This window comes from Azospirillum sp. UENF 211521, from assembly GCF_058780535.1.
Map to the genome: position 1 here is coordinate 272,581 of NZ_JBSNCF010000002.1, position 16,044 is coordinate 288,624.

10 protein-coding genes and 1 pseudogene are annotated in these 16,044 nt (G+C 69.6%); 9 read left to right on the plus strand and 2 right to left on the minus strand.

The genetic code is table 11. The features are described from left to right. Positions 1–8 precede the first annotated feature (8 nt). The 3 genes from scpA (at position 9) to ACWPN5_RS18035 (ending at position 3,110) form a co-directional block, all read left to right on the plus strand. Positions 9–2,162, plus strand: a complete 2,154-nt coding sequence (scpA, locus tag ACWPN5_RS18025) for a methylmalonyl-CoA mutase (RefSeq protein ID WP_492296647.1) — start codon at positions 9–11, stop codon at positions 2,160–2,162. Next, positions 2,162–2,344: a type II toxin-antitoxin system CcdA family antitoxin gene (locus ACWPN5_RS18030; RefSeq protein WP_492297994.1), complete on the plus strand. Its 183-nt coding sequence runs from the start codon at positions 2,162–2,164 to the stop codon at positions 2,342–2,344. The genes scpA and ACWPN5_RS18030 overlap by 1 nt, the downstream gene beginning before the upstream one ends. A 73-nt stretch (positions 2,345–2,417) precedes the next feature. Then, complete coding sequence (locus ACWPN5_RS18035; RefSeq protein ID WP_040134801.1) at positions 2,418–3,110, plus strand: DUF2161 domain-containing phosphodiesterase; 693 nt, start codon at positions 2,418–2,420, stop codon at positions 3,108–3,110. Positions 3,111–3,117: 7 nt separating this feature from the next. Here ACWPN5_RS18035 and ACWPN5_RS18040 read toward each other — a convergent pair whose 3' ends face one another. Both ACWPN5_RS18040 and ACWPN5_RS18045 read right to left on the minus strand, forming a co-directional pair. After that, positions 3,118–4,497: a sigma-54-dependent transcriptional regulator gene (locus tag ACWPN5_RS18040; RefSeq protein ID WP_492296649.1), complete on the minus strand. Its 1,380-nt coding sequence runs from the start codon at positions 4,495–4,497 to the stop codon at positions 3,118–3,120. Next, positions 4,494–6,323, minus strand: a complete 1,830-nt coding sequence (locus ACWPN5_RS18045; protein WP_492296651.1) for a sensor histidine kinase — start codon at positions 6,321–6,323, stop codon at positions 4,494–4,496. Before ACWPN5_RS18045 ends, ACWPN5_RS18040 begins: the two co-directional genes overlap by 4 nt. A gap of 240 nt (positions 6,324–6,563) precedes the next feature. Between ACWPN5_RS18045 and ACWPN5_RS18050 the strand changes: the two are divergent. The 6 genes and pseudogenes from ACWPN5_RS18050 (at position 6,564) to ACWPN5_RS18075 (ending at position 16,043) form a co-directional block, all read left to right on the plus strand. After that, positions 6,564–7,858 (plus strand): annotated as a pseudogene (locus ACWPN5_RS18050) (dicarboxylate/amino acid:cation symporter). A 176-nt stretch (positions 7,859–8,034) separates the two neighbouring features. Further along, on the plus strand, positions 8,035–10,353 hold the full coding sequence (locus ACWPN5_RS18055; protein ID WP_145689841.1) for an NADP-dependent malic enzyme: 2,319 nt from the start codon (positions 8,035–8,037) through the stop codon (positions 10,351–10,353). A gap of 66 nt (positions 10,354–10,419) precedes the next feature. Then, positions 10,420–12,114 (plus strand): tetratricopeptide repeat protein, encoded by a 1,695-nt coding sequence (locus tag ACWPN5_RS18060; RefSeq protein WP_492296653.1) that lies wholly within the window; start codon positions 10,420–10,422, stop codon positions 12,112–12,114. A gap of 111 nt (positions 12,115–12,225) precedes the next feature. After that, entirely contained in the window at positions 12,226–12,927 is a 702-nt protein-coding gene (locus ACWPN5_RS18065; protein ID WP_492296654.1) for a hypothetical protein, read from the plus strand. Between the two features lie 160 nt (positions 12,928–13,087). After that, positions 13,088–14,356 (plus strand): paraquat-inducible protein A, encoded by a 1,269-nt coding sequence (locus tag ACWPN5_RS18070; RefSeq protein WP_200479686.1) that lies wholly within the window; start codon positions 13,088–13,090, stop codon positions 14,354–14,356. Then, a complete protein-coding gene (locus ACWPN5_RS18075) occupies positions 14,349–16,043 on the plus strand; it encodes a PqiB family protein (RefSeq protein ID WP_247888491.1) in 1,695 nt (564 codons plus the stop codon). The genes ACWPN5_RS18070 and ACWPN5_RS18075 overlap by 8 nt, the downstream gene beginning before the upstream one ends. The last annotated feature ends 1 nt before the right edge of the window (position 16,044 follow it).

Sequence of the window (16,044 nt, forward strand, 5' to 3'; positions counted from 1 at the left end):
GACGTCCCATGAGCGAGTTCCCGAAGAAGACCCAGGCCGACTGGCAGACCCTGGCCACCAAGGACCTGGGCGCCAACGGGACGCTCGACGACCTCGTCTGGAAGACTCCGGAGGGGCTGGACGTCAAGGCCCTCTACACCGCCGACGATCTGGAGGGGCTGGAGCTGGACAGCCTGCCCGGCTTCCCGCCCTTCACCCGCGGCCCGCGCGCCACGATGTACGCGGTGAAGCCCTGGACCATCCGCCAGTACGCCGGCTTCTCGACCGCCGAGGACTCCAACGCCTTCTACAAGGCGAACCTGAAGGCCGGGCAGATGGGCCTGTCGGTGGCCTTCGACCTCGCCACCCACCGCGGCTACGACAGCGACCACCCGCGCGTGGTCGGCGACGTGGGCAAGGCTGGCGTCGCCATCGACAGCGTCGAAGACATGAAGATCCTCTTCGACGGCATCCCGCTCGACAAGATGTCGGTGTCGATGACCATGAACGGTGCGGTGCTGCCGATCCTCGCCGGCTACATCGTCGCGGCGGAGGAGCAAGGGGTCAGCCAGGACAAGCTGAGCGGGACCATCCAGAACGACATCCTCAAGGAGTTCATGGTCCGCAACACCTACATCTACCCGCCCGAACCCTCGATGCGGATCATCGCCGACATCATCGAGTACACGGCGCTGAACATGCCGAAGTTCAACTCGATCTCGATTTCCGGCTACCACATGCAGGAGGCCGGGGCGACCGCGGTTCAGGAGCTGGCCTTCACCATCGCCGACGGCCTCGAATACGTCCGCGCCGCCATGTCCAAGGGGCTGCCGGTCGACAAGTTCGCGCCGCGCCTGTCCTTCTTCTTCTCCATCGGCATGAACTTCTTCATGGAGATCGCCAAGCTGCGCGCCGCGCGCCTGCTGTGGTCCACCCTGATGAAGCAGAAGTTCGACCCGAAGGACGCCCGCTCGCTGGCGCTGCGCACCCACTGCCAGACCTCCGGCGTCAGCCTGACCGAGCAGGACCCCTACAACAACGTCATCCGCACCACCATCGAGGCGATGGCCGCGGTGCTGGGCGGCACCCAGTCGCTGCACACCAACGCCTTCGACGAGGCGCTGGGCCTGCCGACCAAATTCTCCGCCCGCATCGCCCGCAACACCCAGCTCATCATCGCCGAGGAGTTGGGCGTCACCAACGTGGTCGATCCGCTGGGCGGCTCCTACTACATCGAGAATCTGACCCACAGCCTCGCCAAGGCCGCGCTCGACCTCATCAACAAGGTCGAGGATCTGGGCGGCATGACCAAGGCGGTGGACAGCGGCATGCCCAAGCTGCTGATCGAGGAGGCCGCCGCCCGCCGGCAGGCCCGCGTCGACCGCGCCGAGGAGGTGATCGTCGGCGTCAACAAGTACCGTCCGGAGAACCCCGAGATGGTCGACGTGCTGGACATCGACAACACGGCGGTCCGCGAATCCCAGATCGCCCGCCTGAACAGCGTGCGCGCCAACCGCGACGACGCCAAGTGCCGCGCCGCCCTGGAGGCCCTGACCAAGGCCGCCACGGAGAAGTCCGGCAACCTGCTCGCCCTGGCGGTCGAGGCCACCCGCGCCCGCGCCACGGTCGGCGAAATCTCCGATGCGCTGGAGAAGGCCTTCACCCGCCATGTCGCGGTCATCCGCTCCGTCTCCGGCGTCTACGGAGCCGCCTACGAGGGCGACGAGGGCTTCAAGAGGATTCAGGAGGAGGTGTCCGCCTTCGCCGCCGAGGAGGGCCGCCGCCCGCGCATCCTCGTCGTCAAGATGGGCCAGGACGGTCATGACCGCGGCGCCAAGGTGATCGCCACCAGCTTCGCCGACATCGGCTTCGACGTGGACATCGGACCGCTGTTCCAGACCCCGGAGGAGGCCGCCCGTCAGGCGGTGGAGAACGACGTGCACGTCATCGGCGTGTCGTCCCAGGCCGCCGGCCACAAGACGCTGGTCCCGCAGCTGGTTGAGGAGCTGCGCCGCCAGGGCGCCGGCGACATCCTCGTTGTCTGCGGCGGCGTGATCCCGCCGCAGGACTACGACTACCTCTACAAGGCGGGCGCGGCGGCCATCTACGGCCCCGGCACCAACATCCCGAAGGCCGCCTCCGACATCCTGGCCATCCTGCGCAAGCAGAAGGCCGCGGCGTGATGACGAGCGAGGGGGTGTGGCTCTCTCGCGCTCCACAGCCAGGGGTCGTCGTGGCCCCTGGAATCCGGGATTTGACCCATGGGCAGCGGCGCTGGGCTGAGGAAAACGGCCCGGCGTTGAATGCTTATGATGAGTTCGTTGCGAAGCATGGTGTGTTCAGCGAAGGCAAGCGGCTATTCTGAACGGCCTTGCCGTCTTTTCCCGTTCAGTGGGGAAAGGGGGTAGAGCGGAGGCTCGTAGCGAAAGTTTCTTCCTTTGTCCATCACCGCCGAAACCGACCTCTACGCCCCGGTGAAGGCCTTCCTCGAAGCCCAGGGCTACGATGTGAAGGCCGAGATTCACGGCTGCGACCTCGTCGCGGTGCGTGGGGCCGAGCCGCCGTTGATCGTCGAGCTGAAGAAGCGCTTCACCCTGGACCTGCTGCTTCAGGGGGTCGACCGACTCGCCCTGACCGACACCGTCTATCTCGCCGTGCCGCAGCCGGGGCGCAAGGCCAGCGGCGCGTCGCCCCACGACAGCGGGGTGCGCAAGCTGTGCCGGCGGCTGGGCGTCGGCTTGCTGATCGTCGACACCGGCCGGGCGGCTGGGCATGAGGTGGAGGTCCTGCTCGACCCCGTTCCCTACAGCCCGCGCAAGGACAAGACGCGCGCTGCCCGCCTGCTGGGCGAGCACGCGCGGCGCCGCGGCGATCCCAACCGCGGCGGCTCCACCCGCGTGCCCATCGTCACCGCCTACCGCCAGGACGCGCTGCGCTGCGCCCGGCTGCTGGCCGCCGGACCGCTGTCGCTGAAGGCGCTGCGCGCGGCCGGGGCGCCGAAGGACGCCGCGGCCATTCTCCAGCGCAACGTCTACGGCTGGTTTGAGCGCATCGCCAAGGGCACCTACGGGCTGAGCGCGGCCGGTGTGCAGGGGGTGGAGACCTTCGCCCACGCGCTGGCCGCCGAATGACGGCCCGTCACTCCACGAAATCCTCGCGGCTGAGACCGTAGCGCTTCAGCTTGTCGTAGAAGGTCTTGCGCGGGATGCTCAGCGCCTCGATGGCGGCCTTCACGCTGCCTTTGCAACGGGCCAGCTCGCTTTCGATCAGGCTCTTCTCGAACAGGTCCACCTGCTCGGCCAGGGAGAGGCCGCTGCGTCCCGCCGCCATCGCCGGAGCGGTGCCGCCCACCGCGGAGAGCGTGTCGTCCAGCCCCAGCACGAAGCGGTCGGCGGCGTTGCGCAGCTCGCGGACGTTGCCTGGCCAGTCGTGCGCCGCCAGCCGCTGCACCTGCGCCGGGCTGGGCGCGCGCGGCTCGCGGTTGTAGCGGGCGGCGGCCTGGACGACGAAATGCTGGAACAGCAGGGGGATGTCGTCGCGGCGGTCGCGCAGCGGCGGGATGGTCACGACGACGACGTTGAGCCGGTAATAGAGGTCCTCGCGGAACTTGCCCTCGCTGGCCGCCTTGCGCAGGTCCACCTTGGTCGCGGCGACGACGCGCAGGTCCACGGGGATCAGCTCGTTCGAGCCGAGCGGCTCCACCACCCGCTCCTGGATCACGCGCAGCAGCTTGACCTGGAGCGACAGCGGCATGCTCTCGATCTCGTCGAGGAAGAGGGTGCCGCCGCTGGCGTGCTCGATGCGCCCGACGCGGCGCTTGCCGGCCCCGGTGAAGGCCCCGGCCTCGTGCCCGAACAGCTCACTCTCGAAGATGGCCTCGGGCATGGCGCCGCAGTTCAGGGCGACGAAGGGATGCTTGCGCCGGTTGCTGCCAGCGTGGAGGGCGCGGGCGACCATCTCCTTGCCGGTGCCGGTCTCGCCCAGCACCAGCACGTCGGCGTCGGTGTCGGCCACCGCGGCGATGGCGCCGCGCAGCCGCTCGATCCCCGGCGTCCGCCCGACGATGGGCGAGGCCTCACCGGCGGGCAGCCCGGCCAGTTGGTCGCGCAGGCGCCGGTTCTCCCGGACCAGCCGGCGCTTCTCCACGGCGCGCCGCGTCACCTCGACCAGACGGTCGGAGGGAAAGGGCTTTTCCAGGAAGTCGTAGGCGCCGCGCCGCATCGCCTCCACCGCCATCGGCACATCGCCGTGGCCGGTGATCAGGATGACCGGCAGCTCGGGATCCAGCGCCAGGGCGCGCTCCATCAGCTCCAGCCCGTCGATCTGCGGCATGCGCACGTCGGTGACCAAGGCGCCCGGCCAGTCGCGGCCGAGATGGCGCAGCGCGCGCTCCGCCCCGTCGCAGGCGGTGACGTCGAAGCCGGCCAGCTCCAGCGCCTGCTGCCCGGCGAGGCGGACGGACCGCTCGTCGTCCACGAAGAGGACGGGGCCGCCCGGGGCGGTGCTGCCGGTCGTCATGTCTGGGAATCCCTGCGCTTGAGGCGGATGGTGAAGAGGGCGCCGCCCTCCGGGTGGTTGGCGGCGGTCAGGCTGCCGCCGAAATCCTCGACGATGCCGTGGCTGATCGACAGGCCGAGCCCGAGCCCGTCGCCCGCCTCCTTGGTGGTGAAGAAGGGCACGAAGATGCGCGGCAGGTCGGCCTCGGCGATGCCGGGACCACTGTCTCTGACCGTCAGCACCGCCTCCTCCCCCTCCGCGGCCAGGGCGATGCGGACATGGCGGCGGGGGGAGGCGCGCATGGCGTCGGCGGCGTTGCCGATCAGGTTGACCAGCACCTGCTGCAACCGCACGTCCTCGCCGGTGACCAGCAGGGGGCTGGCGGGCAGGTCGGTGTCCACCGTTACGGAATCCCGGCGCAGCCGCGCCTCCAGCAGGGCCAGCGCCTGCCCGACGGCGGCGGCGGCGGACACCGCGCCCAGCGTGCCCGAGGCGCGCCGGGCGAAGCCCTTCAGGCTGCGGGTGATGGCGGCCATGCGGTCGGTCAGGTCGGCGATCTCCGCCAGATTGTCGCGCACCGCGTCCGGCCGCCCGCGCTCCAGCAGCACCACCGCGTTGTCGGCGAAGCTGCGGATGGCGGCCAGCGGCTGGTTGATCTCGTGCGCCATGGCCGCCGACATCTGGCCCAGCGCCGCCAGCTTGGCCGCCTGGGTCAGCTCGTTCTCGGTGGCGCGCAGCTCCGCCGTGGCGGCGGCCACGCGGCGCTCCAACTCGGCCCGCGCCTCCTCCTGAAGGGCCAGCCGCTCCACGAGGTTCAGGCGGCGCTGGGCCAGCGCATGGCCGGTCAGGGCGGCCAGCGCCACCACCGCGGCGGCGAGCAGCCCGGCCTGCTGGGCGCGGGTGGCGACCGGGGCGAGGCTGGTCAGGGCGTGGATCGTCCAATCGCCGCCGGGCACCGCGGCGGATTGCAGGAGGTAGCGCCGCTCTGCGTTGCCTTCCCGCAGCGTGATGCGGTCGGACGCCCCGCCGAAGGCCCAAGGCAGGGTGGGGATCTCCTCGGTCGCGGGGGGCGCCGCCGCGGGCAGCGTGACCGGCAGGCGGCGGGGCAGCGCGTTGTAGCGCCAGCCCTCCACGTTGGTGATGAAGACGACGCCGTCGCGGTCGGAGACCAGAACCTTCTCCCGGCCGTGCGACCAGGCCCGCTCCAACTCCTGGAAGCCGACCTTCAGGACCACGACGCCGGCCCCCCGATCGCCCGTCCGGTCCTCTGTGCGGTTTTCCGCCACCACCCGCTGCGCCGTGTAGTAGCCGGGGACGAGCGAGGTGGTGCCGAGCGCGAAATGATGCCCCTCCCCCCGCTCCATGGCCGACTGGAAATAGGGGCGGTAGCTGAAATTCTGCCCGACGAAGCTGGGCGCGGCGTTCCAGTTGCTGGCCGCGACGGTGGTTCCCGTCCCGTTCATCACATAGAGGGCGGACGCCTTCAGCGTCGCCGCGATGGCCTCCAGCTTGCGGTTCAGGCGGTCCACCCGCTCCGGGCTGGGATCGCGCAGCAGGTCGGCGACCTCCTGGTCGCGGGCGAGCACCATCGGCACGGCGGCGTGGCGCTCCAGCTCCGTGCGCAGGTTGGATTCGTAGAGCGAGAGCTGCGCCGCCCCCTGTTCGCGCAGGGATTCGCTGGCGTTGTCCGCCGCCAGACCCGCGGCCACCGCCGCCGCCAGCGGCATGCCGACGACCAGCACGGCCAGCATCACCCGCCGCGGACGGGCAAACAGGGCGGACGCCCGCCGGGAGAGCCAGTCGCGGCTTTGCGAAAATGTCCAGCGGGTGGGGACGATCCTAACCAACGGTCCTCAATCCATGCTGCGCCGCAACAAGAAATCGCGCGGAGCGGGCGATGTGCGGATTTTCGCACATGGATTCCGCCCCTGTCGTGCGGATTCTGACCCACGCGCTCCGTCAGAGCGCTGCGATTCCTCAGTTTTAATTTTGGCACACCGCTTGCTTTAAGAGGGGCATGACGGGCCGGCCGCCGACCGCGAGACAAGAGCGGCAGCCCATTTCAGGAACGCCACGAGGAGACGACCATGCACGCCCAAGGGCAGCCCCAGAAAAAGCCATTCTACACGAACCTGACCGTCCAGGTTCTGACCGCGATCACCATCGGCATTCTGCTCGGCCATTTCTATCCGGCTCTTGCGGTGCAGATGAAGCCCCTGGGCGACGTCTTCATCAAGATGATCAAGATGGTCATCGGTCCGATCGTCTTCCTGACCGTGGTCACCGGCATCTCCTCGATCGGCGACATGAAGAAGGTCGGCAAGGTCGGCGGCAAGGCGATCCTGTATTTCGAGATCGTCACCACCTTCGCCCTGGGGCTCGGCCTGCTGGTCGTCAATCTGGTGAAGCCGGGCTCGGGGATGAACATCCAGGCCGGCTCGCTGAAGGCCGACGCCGTCGCCAAATACGCCACCGAGGCGCAGAACCACACGACCATCGACTTCCTGGTCAACATCGTCCCGGACAACGTCATCGGCGCGTTCGTCAAGGGCGACATGCTGCAGATCCTGTTCTTCGCGGTGATCTTCGGCGTCGCGCTGTCCGCCATGGGCCAGAAGGGCAAGGTGGTCGAGGACATGTTCGAGAAGGTGTCGCACGCTCTGTTCGGGGTGATCGGCATCCTGATGCGCGTCGCCCCGCTGGGCGCCTTCGGCGCCATGTCCTTCACCATCGGAAAGTATGGCGTGTCGTCGCTGACCTCGCTCGGCCAGCTGATGGCGGCGGTCTACATCACGATGGCGCTGTTCGTCTTCGTCGTGCTGGGCAGCATCGCCCGCCTGTACAACTTCAGCCTCCTGACCTTCCTGCGCTACATCAAGGACGAACTGCTGATCGTCCTCGGCACCTCCTCGTCGGAGTCCGTGCTGCCGCGCATGATGGAGAAGATGCAGAAGTTCGGCTGCTCCAAGCACGTGGTCGGCCTCGTCATCCCCACCGGCTACTCGTTCACGGTACCTCCATCTACCTGTCGATGGCCGCGATCTTTATCGCCCAGGCCTTCAACATCGACCTGACGATCTGGCAGCAGCTCACCATCCTCGGCCTGCTGATGCTGACCTCCAAGGGGGCGGCCGCGGTCACCGGCGGCGGCTTCGTGACGCTGGCGGCCACCCTGTCGGCCACCGGCCACCTGCCGATCGAAGGTCTGGCCCTGCTGCTCGGCGTCGACCGCTTCATGTCGGAAGCCCGCGCCATCACCAACCTGATCGGCAACGGCGTCGCCACCATCGTGGTCGCCAAGATGGAAGGCGAGTTCGACGAGAGCAAGGCGGTCGCCGAATACCAGGAGCACTTCAAGGAACCGGCCCTGGCCCGCATCTGAGGCGGGGGCTGTCCCCGGTCCGGTCTGCGGTCCCGGGGGGTGAAAAGGAGGGGGCGGTCCGCCGCGGGCTGCCCCTTTCCCATTCCGGTGCCCGGCCAATTCGGGTATAAGCCGGAGGGGAAACAGTTCGTCGTTCGGCAAATTAACTGAAATCAAGTTAAAAGGGGAGAGGACGTATGTCCGGCGACTTCGACGCGATGGCGCTTGAGTACCACCGGAATCCGAAGCCCGGTAAGCTGGCGATCGTCGCCACCAAGCCCATGGCGAACCAGCGCGACCTCGCGCTGGCCTATTCGCCGGGCGTGGCCGCGGCGTCCAGCGCCATCGCCGCCGACCCGTCCCAGGCGGCGGAGCTGACGGCCCGCGCGAACCTCGTGGCGGTCGTCACCAACGGCACGGCGGTGCTGGGCCTGGGCGACATCGGCCCGATGGCCGCCAAGCCGGTCATGGAGGGCAAGGCCGTCCTCTTCAAGAAGTTCGCCGGCATCGACTGCTTCGACCTGGAGCTGAACGAGAAGGACGTCGACGGTCTGGTCGACACCATCGTCCGGCTGGAGCCGACCTTCGGCGCCATCAATCTGGAAGACATCGCCGCCCCCGCCTGCTTCGAGGTGGAGCGCCGCTGCCGCGAGCGGATGAAGATCCCGGTCTTCCACGACGACCAGCACGGCACCGCCATCGTGGTGGGTGCGGCGGTGCTGAACGGGCTGAAGCTGGTCGGCAAGGACATCTCCACCGTCAAGGTCGTCTCCACCGGCGGCGGGGCGGCGGGCATCGCCTGCCTGGACCTGATGCTCAGCCTGGGCGTCAAGCGCGAGAACGTCTGGCTGGTCGACCGCATCGGCGTGGTCCACAAGGGCCGCAACGAGGAGATGAACCCCTACAAGGACGCCTACGCGCAGGACACCGACGCCCGCGTGCTGAACGACGTCATCGACGGGGCGGACATCTTCCTCGGCCTGTCGGGCGCCAAGGTGCTGAAGCCGGAGATGCTGGTCCGCATGGCCGACAAGCCGCTGGTGCTGGCGCTGGCCAACCCGGAGCCGGAGATCATGCCGGACCTCGCCCGGCAGGCCCGCCCGGACGCCATCATCGCCACCGGCCGCTCGGACTTTCCCAACCAGGTCAACAACGTCCTCTGCTTCCCCTTCATCTTCCGCGGCGCGCTCGACGTCGGCGCGACGACGGTGAACGAGGAGATGAAGATCGCCGCCACCCACGCCATGGCCAGCCTCGCCCAGGCCGAGCCGTCCGACGTGGTGGCCGCCGCCTATGTCGGCGAGAACCTGCGCTTCGGCCCGGACTACATCCTGCCCAAGCCCTTCGACCCGCGTCTGGTGATCGAGGTGTCCTCGGCGGTCGCCAAGGCCGCCATGGAGTCGGGCGTGGCGACGCGGCCGATCGTCGATTTCCGCGCCTACCGCGACAGCCTCGGCCAGTATGTCTTCCGCTCCGGCCTCGTCATGAAGCCGGTCATCACCAAGGCGAAGGCGGCCCCCAAGCGCATCGTCTACGCCGAGGGCGAGGAGCCGCGCGTGCTGCGCTGCGCCCAGGTGGTGGTGGACGACGGCATCGCCCATCCGGTCCTGCTCGGCCGCGCCGACGTGATCGAGCGGACGATCGCCGACATGGGCCTGCGCATCCGCATTGGCAAGGACGTCGAGGTGATCGAGGCCGCCCGTGACCTGCGCTGCCACAACTACGCCGAGGTCTATCGGCAGATGATGGGCCGCCGCGGCGTGTCGCCGGCCAACGCGCTGAACGTCGTGCGCAGCCAGCCGACCGTCTTCGGCGCGCTGATGGTCCGCCGGGGCGAGGCCGACGGCATGGTCTGCGGCACCTCGGGCCGCTACGGCGACCACTTCAACCACGTCATGGGGGTGATCGGCCTGCGCAAGGGCGTGAAGGTCGCCGCCGCCATGAACGGGCTGATCTCGCAGAAGGGCACGCACTTCATCTGCGACACCTACGTCAACCCCGACCCGACCGCCGAGCAGGTGGCCGAGATCGCCCGGCTGGCGGCGGAGGAGGTGAAGCGCTTCGGCATCGAGCCGAAGGTGGCTCTGCTCTCCCACTCCAACTTCGGCAGCGCCGACACCCCGTCGGCCCGCAAGATGCGGCTGGCCTACCAGCTCATCGCCGAGGAGAATCCCGACCTGGAGGTGGACGGCGAGATGCACGCCGACGCCGCCCTGTCGGAGGTGCTGCGCAAGGGCGTTCTGCCCGACAGCCGCCTGAAGGGCGAGGCGAACCTGCTGGTCATGCCGACCCTGGACGCCGCCAACATCGCCTTCAACATGCTGAAGATCATGGCTGACGCGCAGAATGTCGGGCCGATGCTGCTGGGCGTGGCGCGCCCCGTGCACATCGTCACCCCGTCGGTGACCACGCGCGGTCTGGTCAACATGACGGCGGTGGCGGTGGTCGACGCCCAGCTCGCCGCCCCGGTCAACGCCGCCCCGCGTCCGCCGGCGCTGCAGGACGGTGAGGACTGAGCAACCGGCAACCGCGGGGCCGGACGGCGCTTGCGCCGTTCCGGTCCCGCGGGCCACTCTGCCGGGATGAGTCCCGACGCCCCTTCCCGCGATGATCTCTCCAGTCTGACGGCCGAGGCCGCCCGCCACCACGCCGAGGGACGGCTGGCCGAGGCGGTGACCGCCTACACCGACGCCTTGCGGCTGGATCGCCGCAACCCGGCGCTGCTCTACGGCTTCGGGCTGGTGCTGCGCGATCTCGGACAGATGGACGGGGCCGCCACATGCTTCGCGGCGGCCTTTGCCCTCGATCCCCGGTTCGTGGACGCGGCCGACAGCCTGGGCACGCTGCGCGCCGGGCAGGGCCGTTTCGCCGAGGCCGAAGCCTGCCACCGTGCCGCCCTGGCCCACCGCGCCGACCGGGCGACCTTTTGGAACAATCTGGCCAACGCGCTGAGCCGGCCAGGGCGGGCCGCCGCCGCCCTGGCGGCGTGGCGGCGCGCCGTCCTGCTCGACCCGGCCTTGCCGGAGGGGCTGTCCAACCTCGGCGGCGGGCTGCGCGACGCCGAACGGCTGGACGAGGCCGAGCGGGTGCACCGCCGCGCCCTGCGGCTGATGCCGGACGAGCCGCAGGCCAACAACAACTTTGGCCACGCGTTGCAGGCCCGCCTCCGCCATGCGGAGGCGGGCCGCTGGTTCCGCCGTGCCCTGGCGCTCGACCCCGGCTACGCGGCGGCGCTCTGCAATCTCGGTTTGGCGGTGCAGCGCCTGGGCGACGACGGGCTGGCGGAGCGCCTGTACGGGCGGGCGCTGCGCGTGGTGCCCGATCTGGCGCTGGCCCAATTCAACCGTGGCTTGCTGCAGTTGGAGCGCGGCGAACTGGCGGAGGGTTGGGCCGGCTATGGCTGGCGCTTCGCGTCCGGTCAGGCGGGCGGCGCGCGCCAGCCCCGGCTGCCCGCGTGGCGCGGCGAGGAACTGGCGGGAAAACGCCTGCTGATCTGGGGCGAGCAGGGGGTGGGCGACACCATTCTGTTCTCCTCCCTCTGCGCCGAGGCCATCGCCCGCGCCCGTTCCGTGGTGATCGAAGTCGACCGACGGCTGGTGCCGCTGTTCGCCCGCTCCTTTCCCGGCGCGCTCGTCCGTCCGCAAAGCCCCGATGCCGAGGCCGTGCCCGATTGCGACCTGCACACGCCCATCGGCTCGCTGGCACGGGTCTTCCGCCGTGACCTGTCCGCTTTCGCGGGCTCGGCCGGCGGCTGGCTGGTCCCCGACCCGGCGCGGGTGGCGCTGTGGCGGGAGCGGGTGGCCGCGCTCGGCCCCGGCCTGCGGGTGGGCATCGGCTGGCGCAGCGCGGTGATGACCGAATCGCGCCGCGCCGCCTACAGCCGGCTCGACCAGTGGGGCGCGCTGTTCGCCGTGCCGGGCGTCGTCTTCGTCAATCTCCAGTACGGCGTGTGCGAGGCCGAGCGGGTCGCGGCGGAGGCACGCTTCGGCGTCGCCATCCACCGCTGGGACGATCTCGACCTGACCGATGATGTCGACGGGACGGCGGCGCTGATGGCGTGCCTGGATCTGGTGATCGCGCCCGCCACGGCGGTGGGGGAACTGGCGGCGGCGCTCGGCGTGCCGGTCTGGCGCTTCGGCGGGCGGGACTGGACCCAACTCGGCAGCGCGGTGCGCCCCTGGTTTCCCGCGCAGCGCCTGTTCCAACCGCGGGCCGGGGAGGACGTCCCTGGCGTGTTGAAGCGGATGGCCGCACAACTCAGCCGGCGGCCTATCTGAAATTTCGGCGAAAAACAATTCGCAACTTTACATGCTTTGCGGTAATGTGAGGGTCCAGCGATCCATTCGCGTTTCCCCGTCCGGGGTGCGCGCCTGATGGGAGAGGGTGCCATGTCTGACGGAATGGCCGGCGTCAACCAGATGGTCTCGGACCTCAACAAGTCCGTGTCCGCTGCCGTCGAACGCATGAACGCCCAGCGGGAGGCCGAGGCCGCCGCCGCCGCGAACGTGCAGGAATTTCGCAAGGACGTCCGCAAATCCTCGGTCAACACCCCCGGCTTCGCCACGGACATGGGCGTTCTCGCCAAGAACGTGACCCGGCTGAACGTGGTCGGCGCGCTGGGTGCCGACGATCCCGTCGATTTCTACAAGTTCCGCGTGACCACCAAGGGCGAAGTGACTCTGGGCCAGGTGGGCGACGATGGGCTGCGCGTCCAGGTGATGTCGAAGTTCGGCACGGTCCTGGCGGACAGCGACAAGAGTGCGGGAAAGAACTACGACGCCTTCAAGAGCATGATGCAGGGCGAGTATGAACTCGACCGCGGCGACTACACGCTGCGCCTGACGCGTGACAAGGGGCAGTCGGCGAAGGACCCCAAAAACTACGCCATCCAGCTCAGCATGGGCAAATACACCCAGGATTACGACACGGTCGCCAAGGCGCCGAAGAAGGGCGAGAGCCCGTTCAACCTTTCCACCGGCCAGCAGGCCATGCTGGACGGGCTGAGCCAGGCGGCGGCAAGCCTGAATTCCATCCCGACCGGCCAGTCCGGCACGCAGAAGCTGATGGGCAGCTTCAATCTGTTCGTCTGAGCACAGTCAGCACCCGTCCGAACGTCCGAGCCCTTTCCCCACCCACGGGGGAAGGGCTTTTTCCATCCGGGGTCCCCGGCCCACCCCGGTCGGCGCTCCTCCGCCGGTGCACCCCGCATTCGGCGGACCTTTCGCCCGTGGGAAATGTTAAGCCAACGCTATGACCGCACCGGACCACCCGATCCTGCTCTGCCACGACTGCGGGGCGCCGCACGCCCTGCCGCCGGCCTCGCCCGGCCATCGCGCCGAATGCCACCGCTGCGGCGCGGTGCTGCGCCATTTCCGGACCGGCGGGCTGGGGCAGGCGGTGGCGCTGGCCATCGCCTCGACGATCCTCTTCGTCACCGCCAACCTCTTCCCGATCCTGACCTTCGAGCTGGAGGGGCGGGCGCAGACGGCGACCCTGCTCAGCGGTTCGGTGGCGCTGTGGGACGGCGGCTACGAGGTGTTGGGCGTCCTGGTCTTCTTCGTGCTGTTCCTGGCGCCGCTGGCGCAGGTGCTCGGCACGCTCTACGTGGTGATGCCGCTCGCCGCCGGGCGGACGGCGGCGCCGGGGGCGGCCTGGACCTTCCGGACGGTGGCGCGGCTGCGCCGCTGGGCGATGGCGGAGGTCTTTCTGCTCGGCCTGATCGTCGCCTATGTGAAGCTGTCCGATCTGGCGGAGCTGGAGCCGGGGGCGTCGCTGGCCGCCCTGGTCGCCTTCATCCTGGTGCAGGTCTGGGGGGAAGCGTCGCTCAGCCCCTTCGAGGTGTGGGAGCGGATCGCCCCGCAGACCCGCGTCACCCAGGCCGCCGCCGCCGACCCGGAGCGGCTGACCGCCTGCCACGATTGCCATCAGGTGGTGGCGGGGTCGGATGGTGCGTGCCCACGCTGCGGCGCCCGTCTGCACCACCGCAAGCCGAACAGCCTGCCGCGCGGCTGGGCGCTGATCTCCGCGGCGACGATCCTCTACATCCCCGCGAACCTGCTGCCGATCATGACGGTGGTCTATTTCGGCGCCGGCCAGCCCGACACCATCCTGTCCGGTGTGGAGGCTCTGATCGCGGCGGAGATGTGGCCGGTCGCCCTGCTGGTTTTCTTCGCCAGCATCACCGTGCCGGTGCTGAAGCTGATCGGGCTGGCCTATCTGCTGTGGACGGTGCAGCGGGGCTCGCCGAAACGGCAGCGCGACCGCACGCGGCTCTACCGCCTCATCGAGGGGGTCGGGCGCTGGTCGATGGTGGACATCTTCATGATCTCGCTTCTGGCGGCCCTGGTCCAGTTGGGCGCCATCGCCACCATCCACGCGGAGATTGGCGCCGTCGCCTTCGCCGCGGTCGTCATCATCACCATGCTGGCGTCGGAGTCCTTTGACCCGCGGCTGATCTGGGATGCGCCGCCCCGGCGGGCGCAGCGGCAGGATTCTTCTATGATTGATGCCCATGACTGATCCCAAGCCCACCGTGGAGCCGGCCAGCCCGGTGATCCGCCGCCGCCGCGGCCTGCCGCTGATCTGGCTGGTTCCGCTGGTCGCCGCGCTGATCGGCGGCTGGCTGGCCTGGAAGACGCTGAACGAGCGCGGGCCGACCATCACCATCACCTTCGACACGGCGGAGGGGCTGGAGCCCGGCAAGACCCGCGTGCGCTACCGCGACGTCGATGTCGGGACCGTGCAGGGGGTGGCGGTCTCGCCCGACCTGTCCAACGTCATCGTCTCCGTGCGCATGGTGAAGGGCGCCGCCTCCTACCTCAACGACCGGACGAGCTTCTGGGTGGTCAAGCCGCGGCTGGGCTTCGGCGGCGTGTCGGGCCTCGGCACGCTGGTCTCGGGCGCCTACATCGGCATGGATCCGGGAACCGGCAACGGCGAGGCGCTCACCGCCTTCCGCGGGTTGGAGGAGCCGCCGCTGATCCGCTCCAGCTCGCCGGGGCGGCGCTTCGCGCTCCGCGCCGACCGGTTGGGCGGCCTCGGGCCGGGGGCGCCGATCTACTACCGCGGCATCCAGGTCGGCGAGGTGGTCGGCTACGAGTTCTCCAAGGACTGGCAGTCGCTGACCATCCCGGTCTTCATCCACGCCCCCTACGACCGGATCGTCCGGCCCAACACCCGCTTCTGGAACGCCAGCGGCCTGTCGGTGTCCATCGGGCCGGAGGGGCCGACGGTGGCGCTGGAGTCCCTGCAATCGCTGGCGACCGGCGGCGTGTCCTTCGAGACTCCCGGCCTCGGCGGTCCCGGCGACAACGGCGAGATCGCGGCGGAGGGCACGGACTTTCCGCTCTACGAGAACCGCAACGCGGCCAGCGACGCGCGCTTCACCCGGCGGGTGCCTTTCCTGGTGCATTTCGACGGGTCGGTGCGCGGCCTGCATCCGGGCTCGGCTGTGGAGTTCCGCGGCATCCGGGTGGGCGAGGTGACGGACATCCGCCTGGACGTCGATCCGGTGTCGGGGGAGGCCCGCATCCCGGTCACCCTGAACATCGAGCCGGAGCGGCTGGGCGGAGAGCTGCCGGCAGCGCACGACACCGAGGCCGCCTATGCCGGCATGCAGGCGCTGGTCGAGCGGGGGCTGCGGGCGCAGTTGCGCACCGGCAACCTGCTGACCGGCGAGCTGATCGTGACGTTGGACCTGTTCCCCGATGCGCCGAAGCAGACGATGATTTCGGGCGGTCCCTATCCGGAGGTGCCGTCCCAGCCGAACGTGCTCGACACGGCGACCAAGACCGCCACCGATCTGATGAACGAGCTGGCCCGCGCGCCGATCGCCGAAACGGTGGTGGAACTGCGCTCGACCATCCAGAAGGCCGGCGCCCTGATCGCCTCGCCGGAGATCGCCCAGGCCATCGGCTCGCTCAGCCGGTCGTTGGCCGAGCTGGAGAAGACCACGCAGGCGCTGGGCAGCGAGGGCGAGCCGACCATCCGCGCCCTGCGCGACGTGGCGGAGAACACCTCCAAGCTGGTCCGGCAGGCCGAAAAGACGCTCAGCAGCACCGACGGGTTGGTCAACTCGTCCCGTCCCGCGGTCAGCGACCTGCAGGGGCTGGTGCGCGAACTGACCGCCGCGGCCCGGTCGATCCGCGGCCTGACCGACTATCTCGAACGCCATCCCGAAGCCCTGATCCGGGGCAAACGCGGTTGAG

Bases quoted from the DNA above. Each gene is read 5' to 3' on its own strand.
- ACWPN5_RS18075 (WP_247888491.1), top strand. From the start codon at position 14,349: ATGACTGATCCCAAGCCCACCGTGGAGCCGGCCAGCCCGGTGATCCGC.
- ACWPN5_RS18065 (WP_492296654.1), top strand. From the start codon at position 12,226: ATGTCTGACGGAATGGCCGGCGTCAACCAGATGGTCTCGGACCTCAAC.
- scpA (WP_492296647.1), top strand. From the start codon at position 9: ATGAGCGAGTTCCCGAAGAAGACCCAGGCCGACTGGCAGACCCTGGCC.
- ACWPN5_RS18040 (WP_492296649.1), bottom strand. From the start codon at position 4,497: ATGACGACCGGCAGCACCGCCCCGGGCGGCCCCGTCCTCTTCGTGGAC.
- ACWPN5_RS18030 (WP_492297994.1), top strand. From the start codon at position 2,162: ATGACGAGCGAGGGGGTGTGGCTCTCTCGCGCTCCACAGCCAGGGGTC.
- ACWPN5_RS18055 (WP_145689841.1), top strand. From the start codon at position 8,035: ATGTCCGGCGACTTCGACGCGATGGCGCTTGAGTACCACCGGAATCCG.
- ACWPN5_RS18070 (WP_200479686.1), top strand. From the start codon at position 13,088: ATGACCGCACCGGACCACCCGATCCTGCTCTGCCACGACTGCGGGGCG.
- ACWPN5_RS18060 (WP_492296653.1), top strand. From the start codon at position 10,420: ATGAGTCCCGACGCCCCTTCCCGCGATGATCTCTCCAGTCTGACGGCC.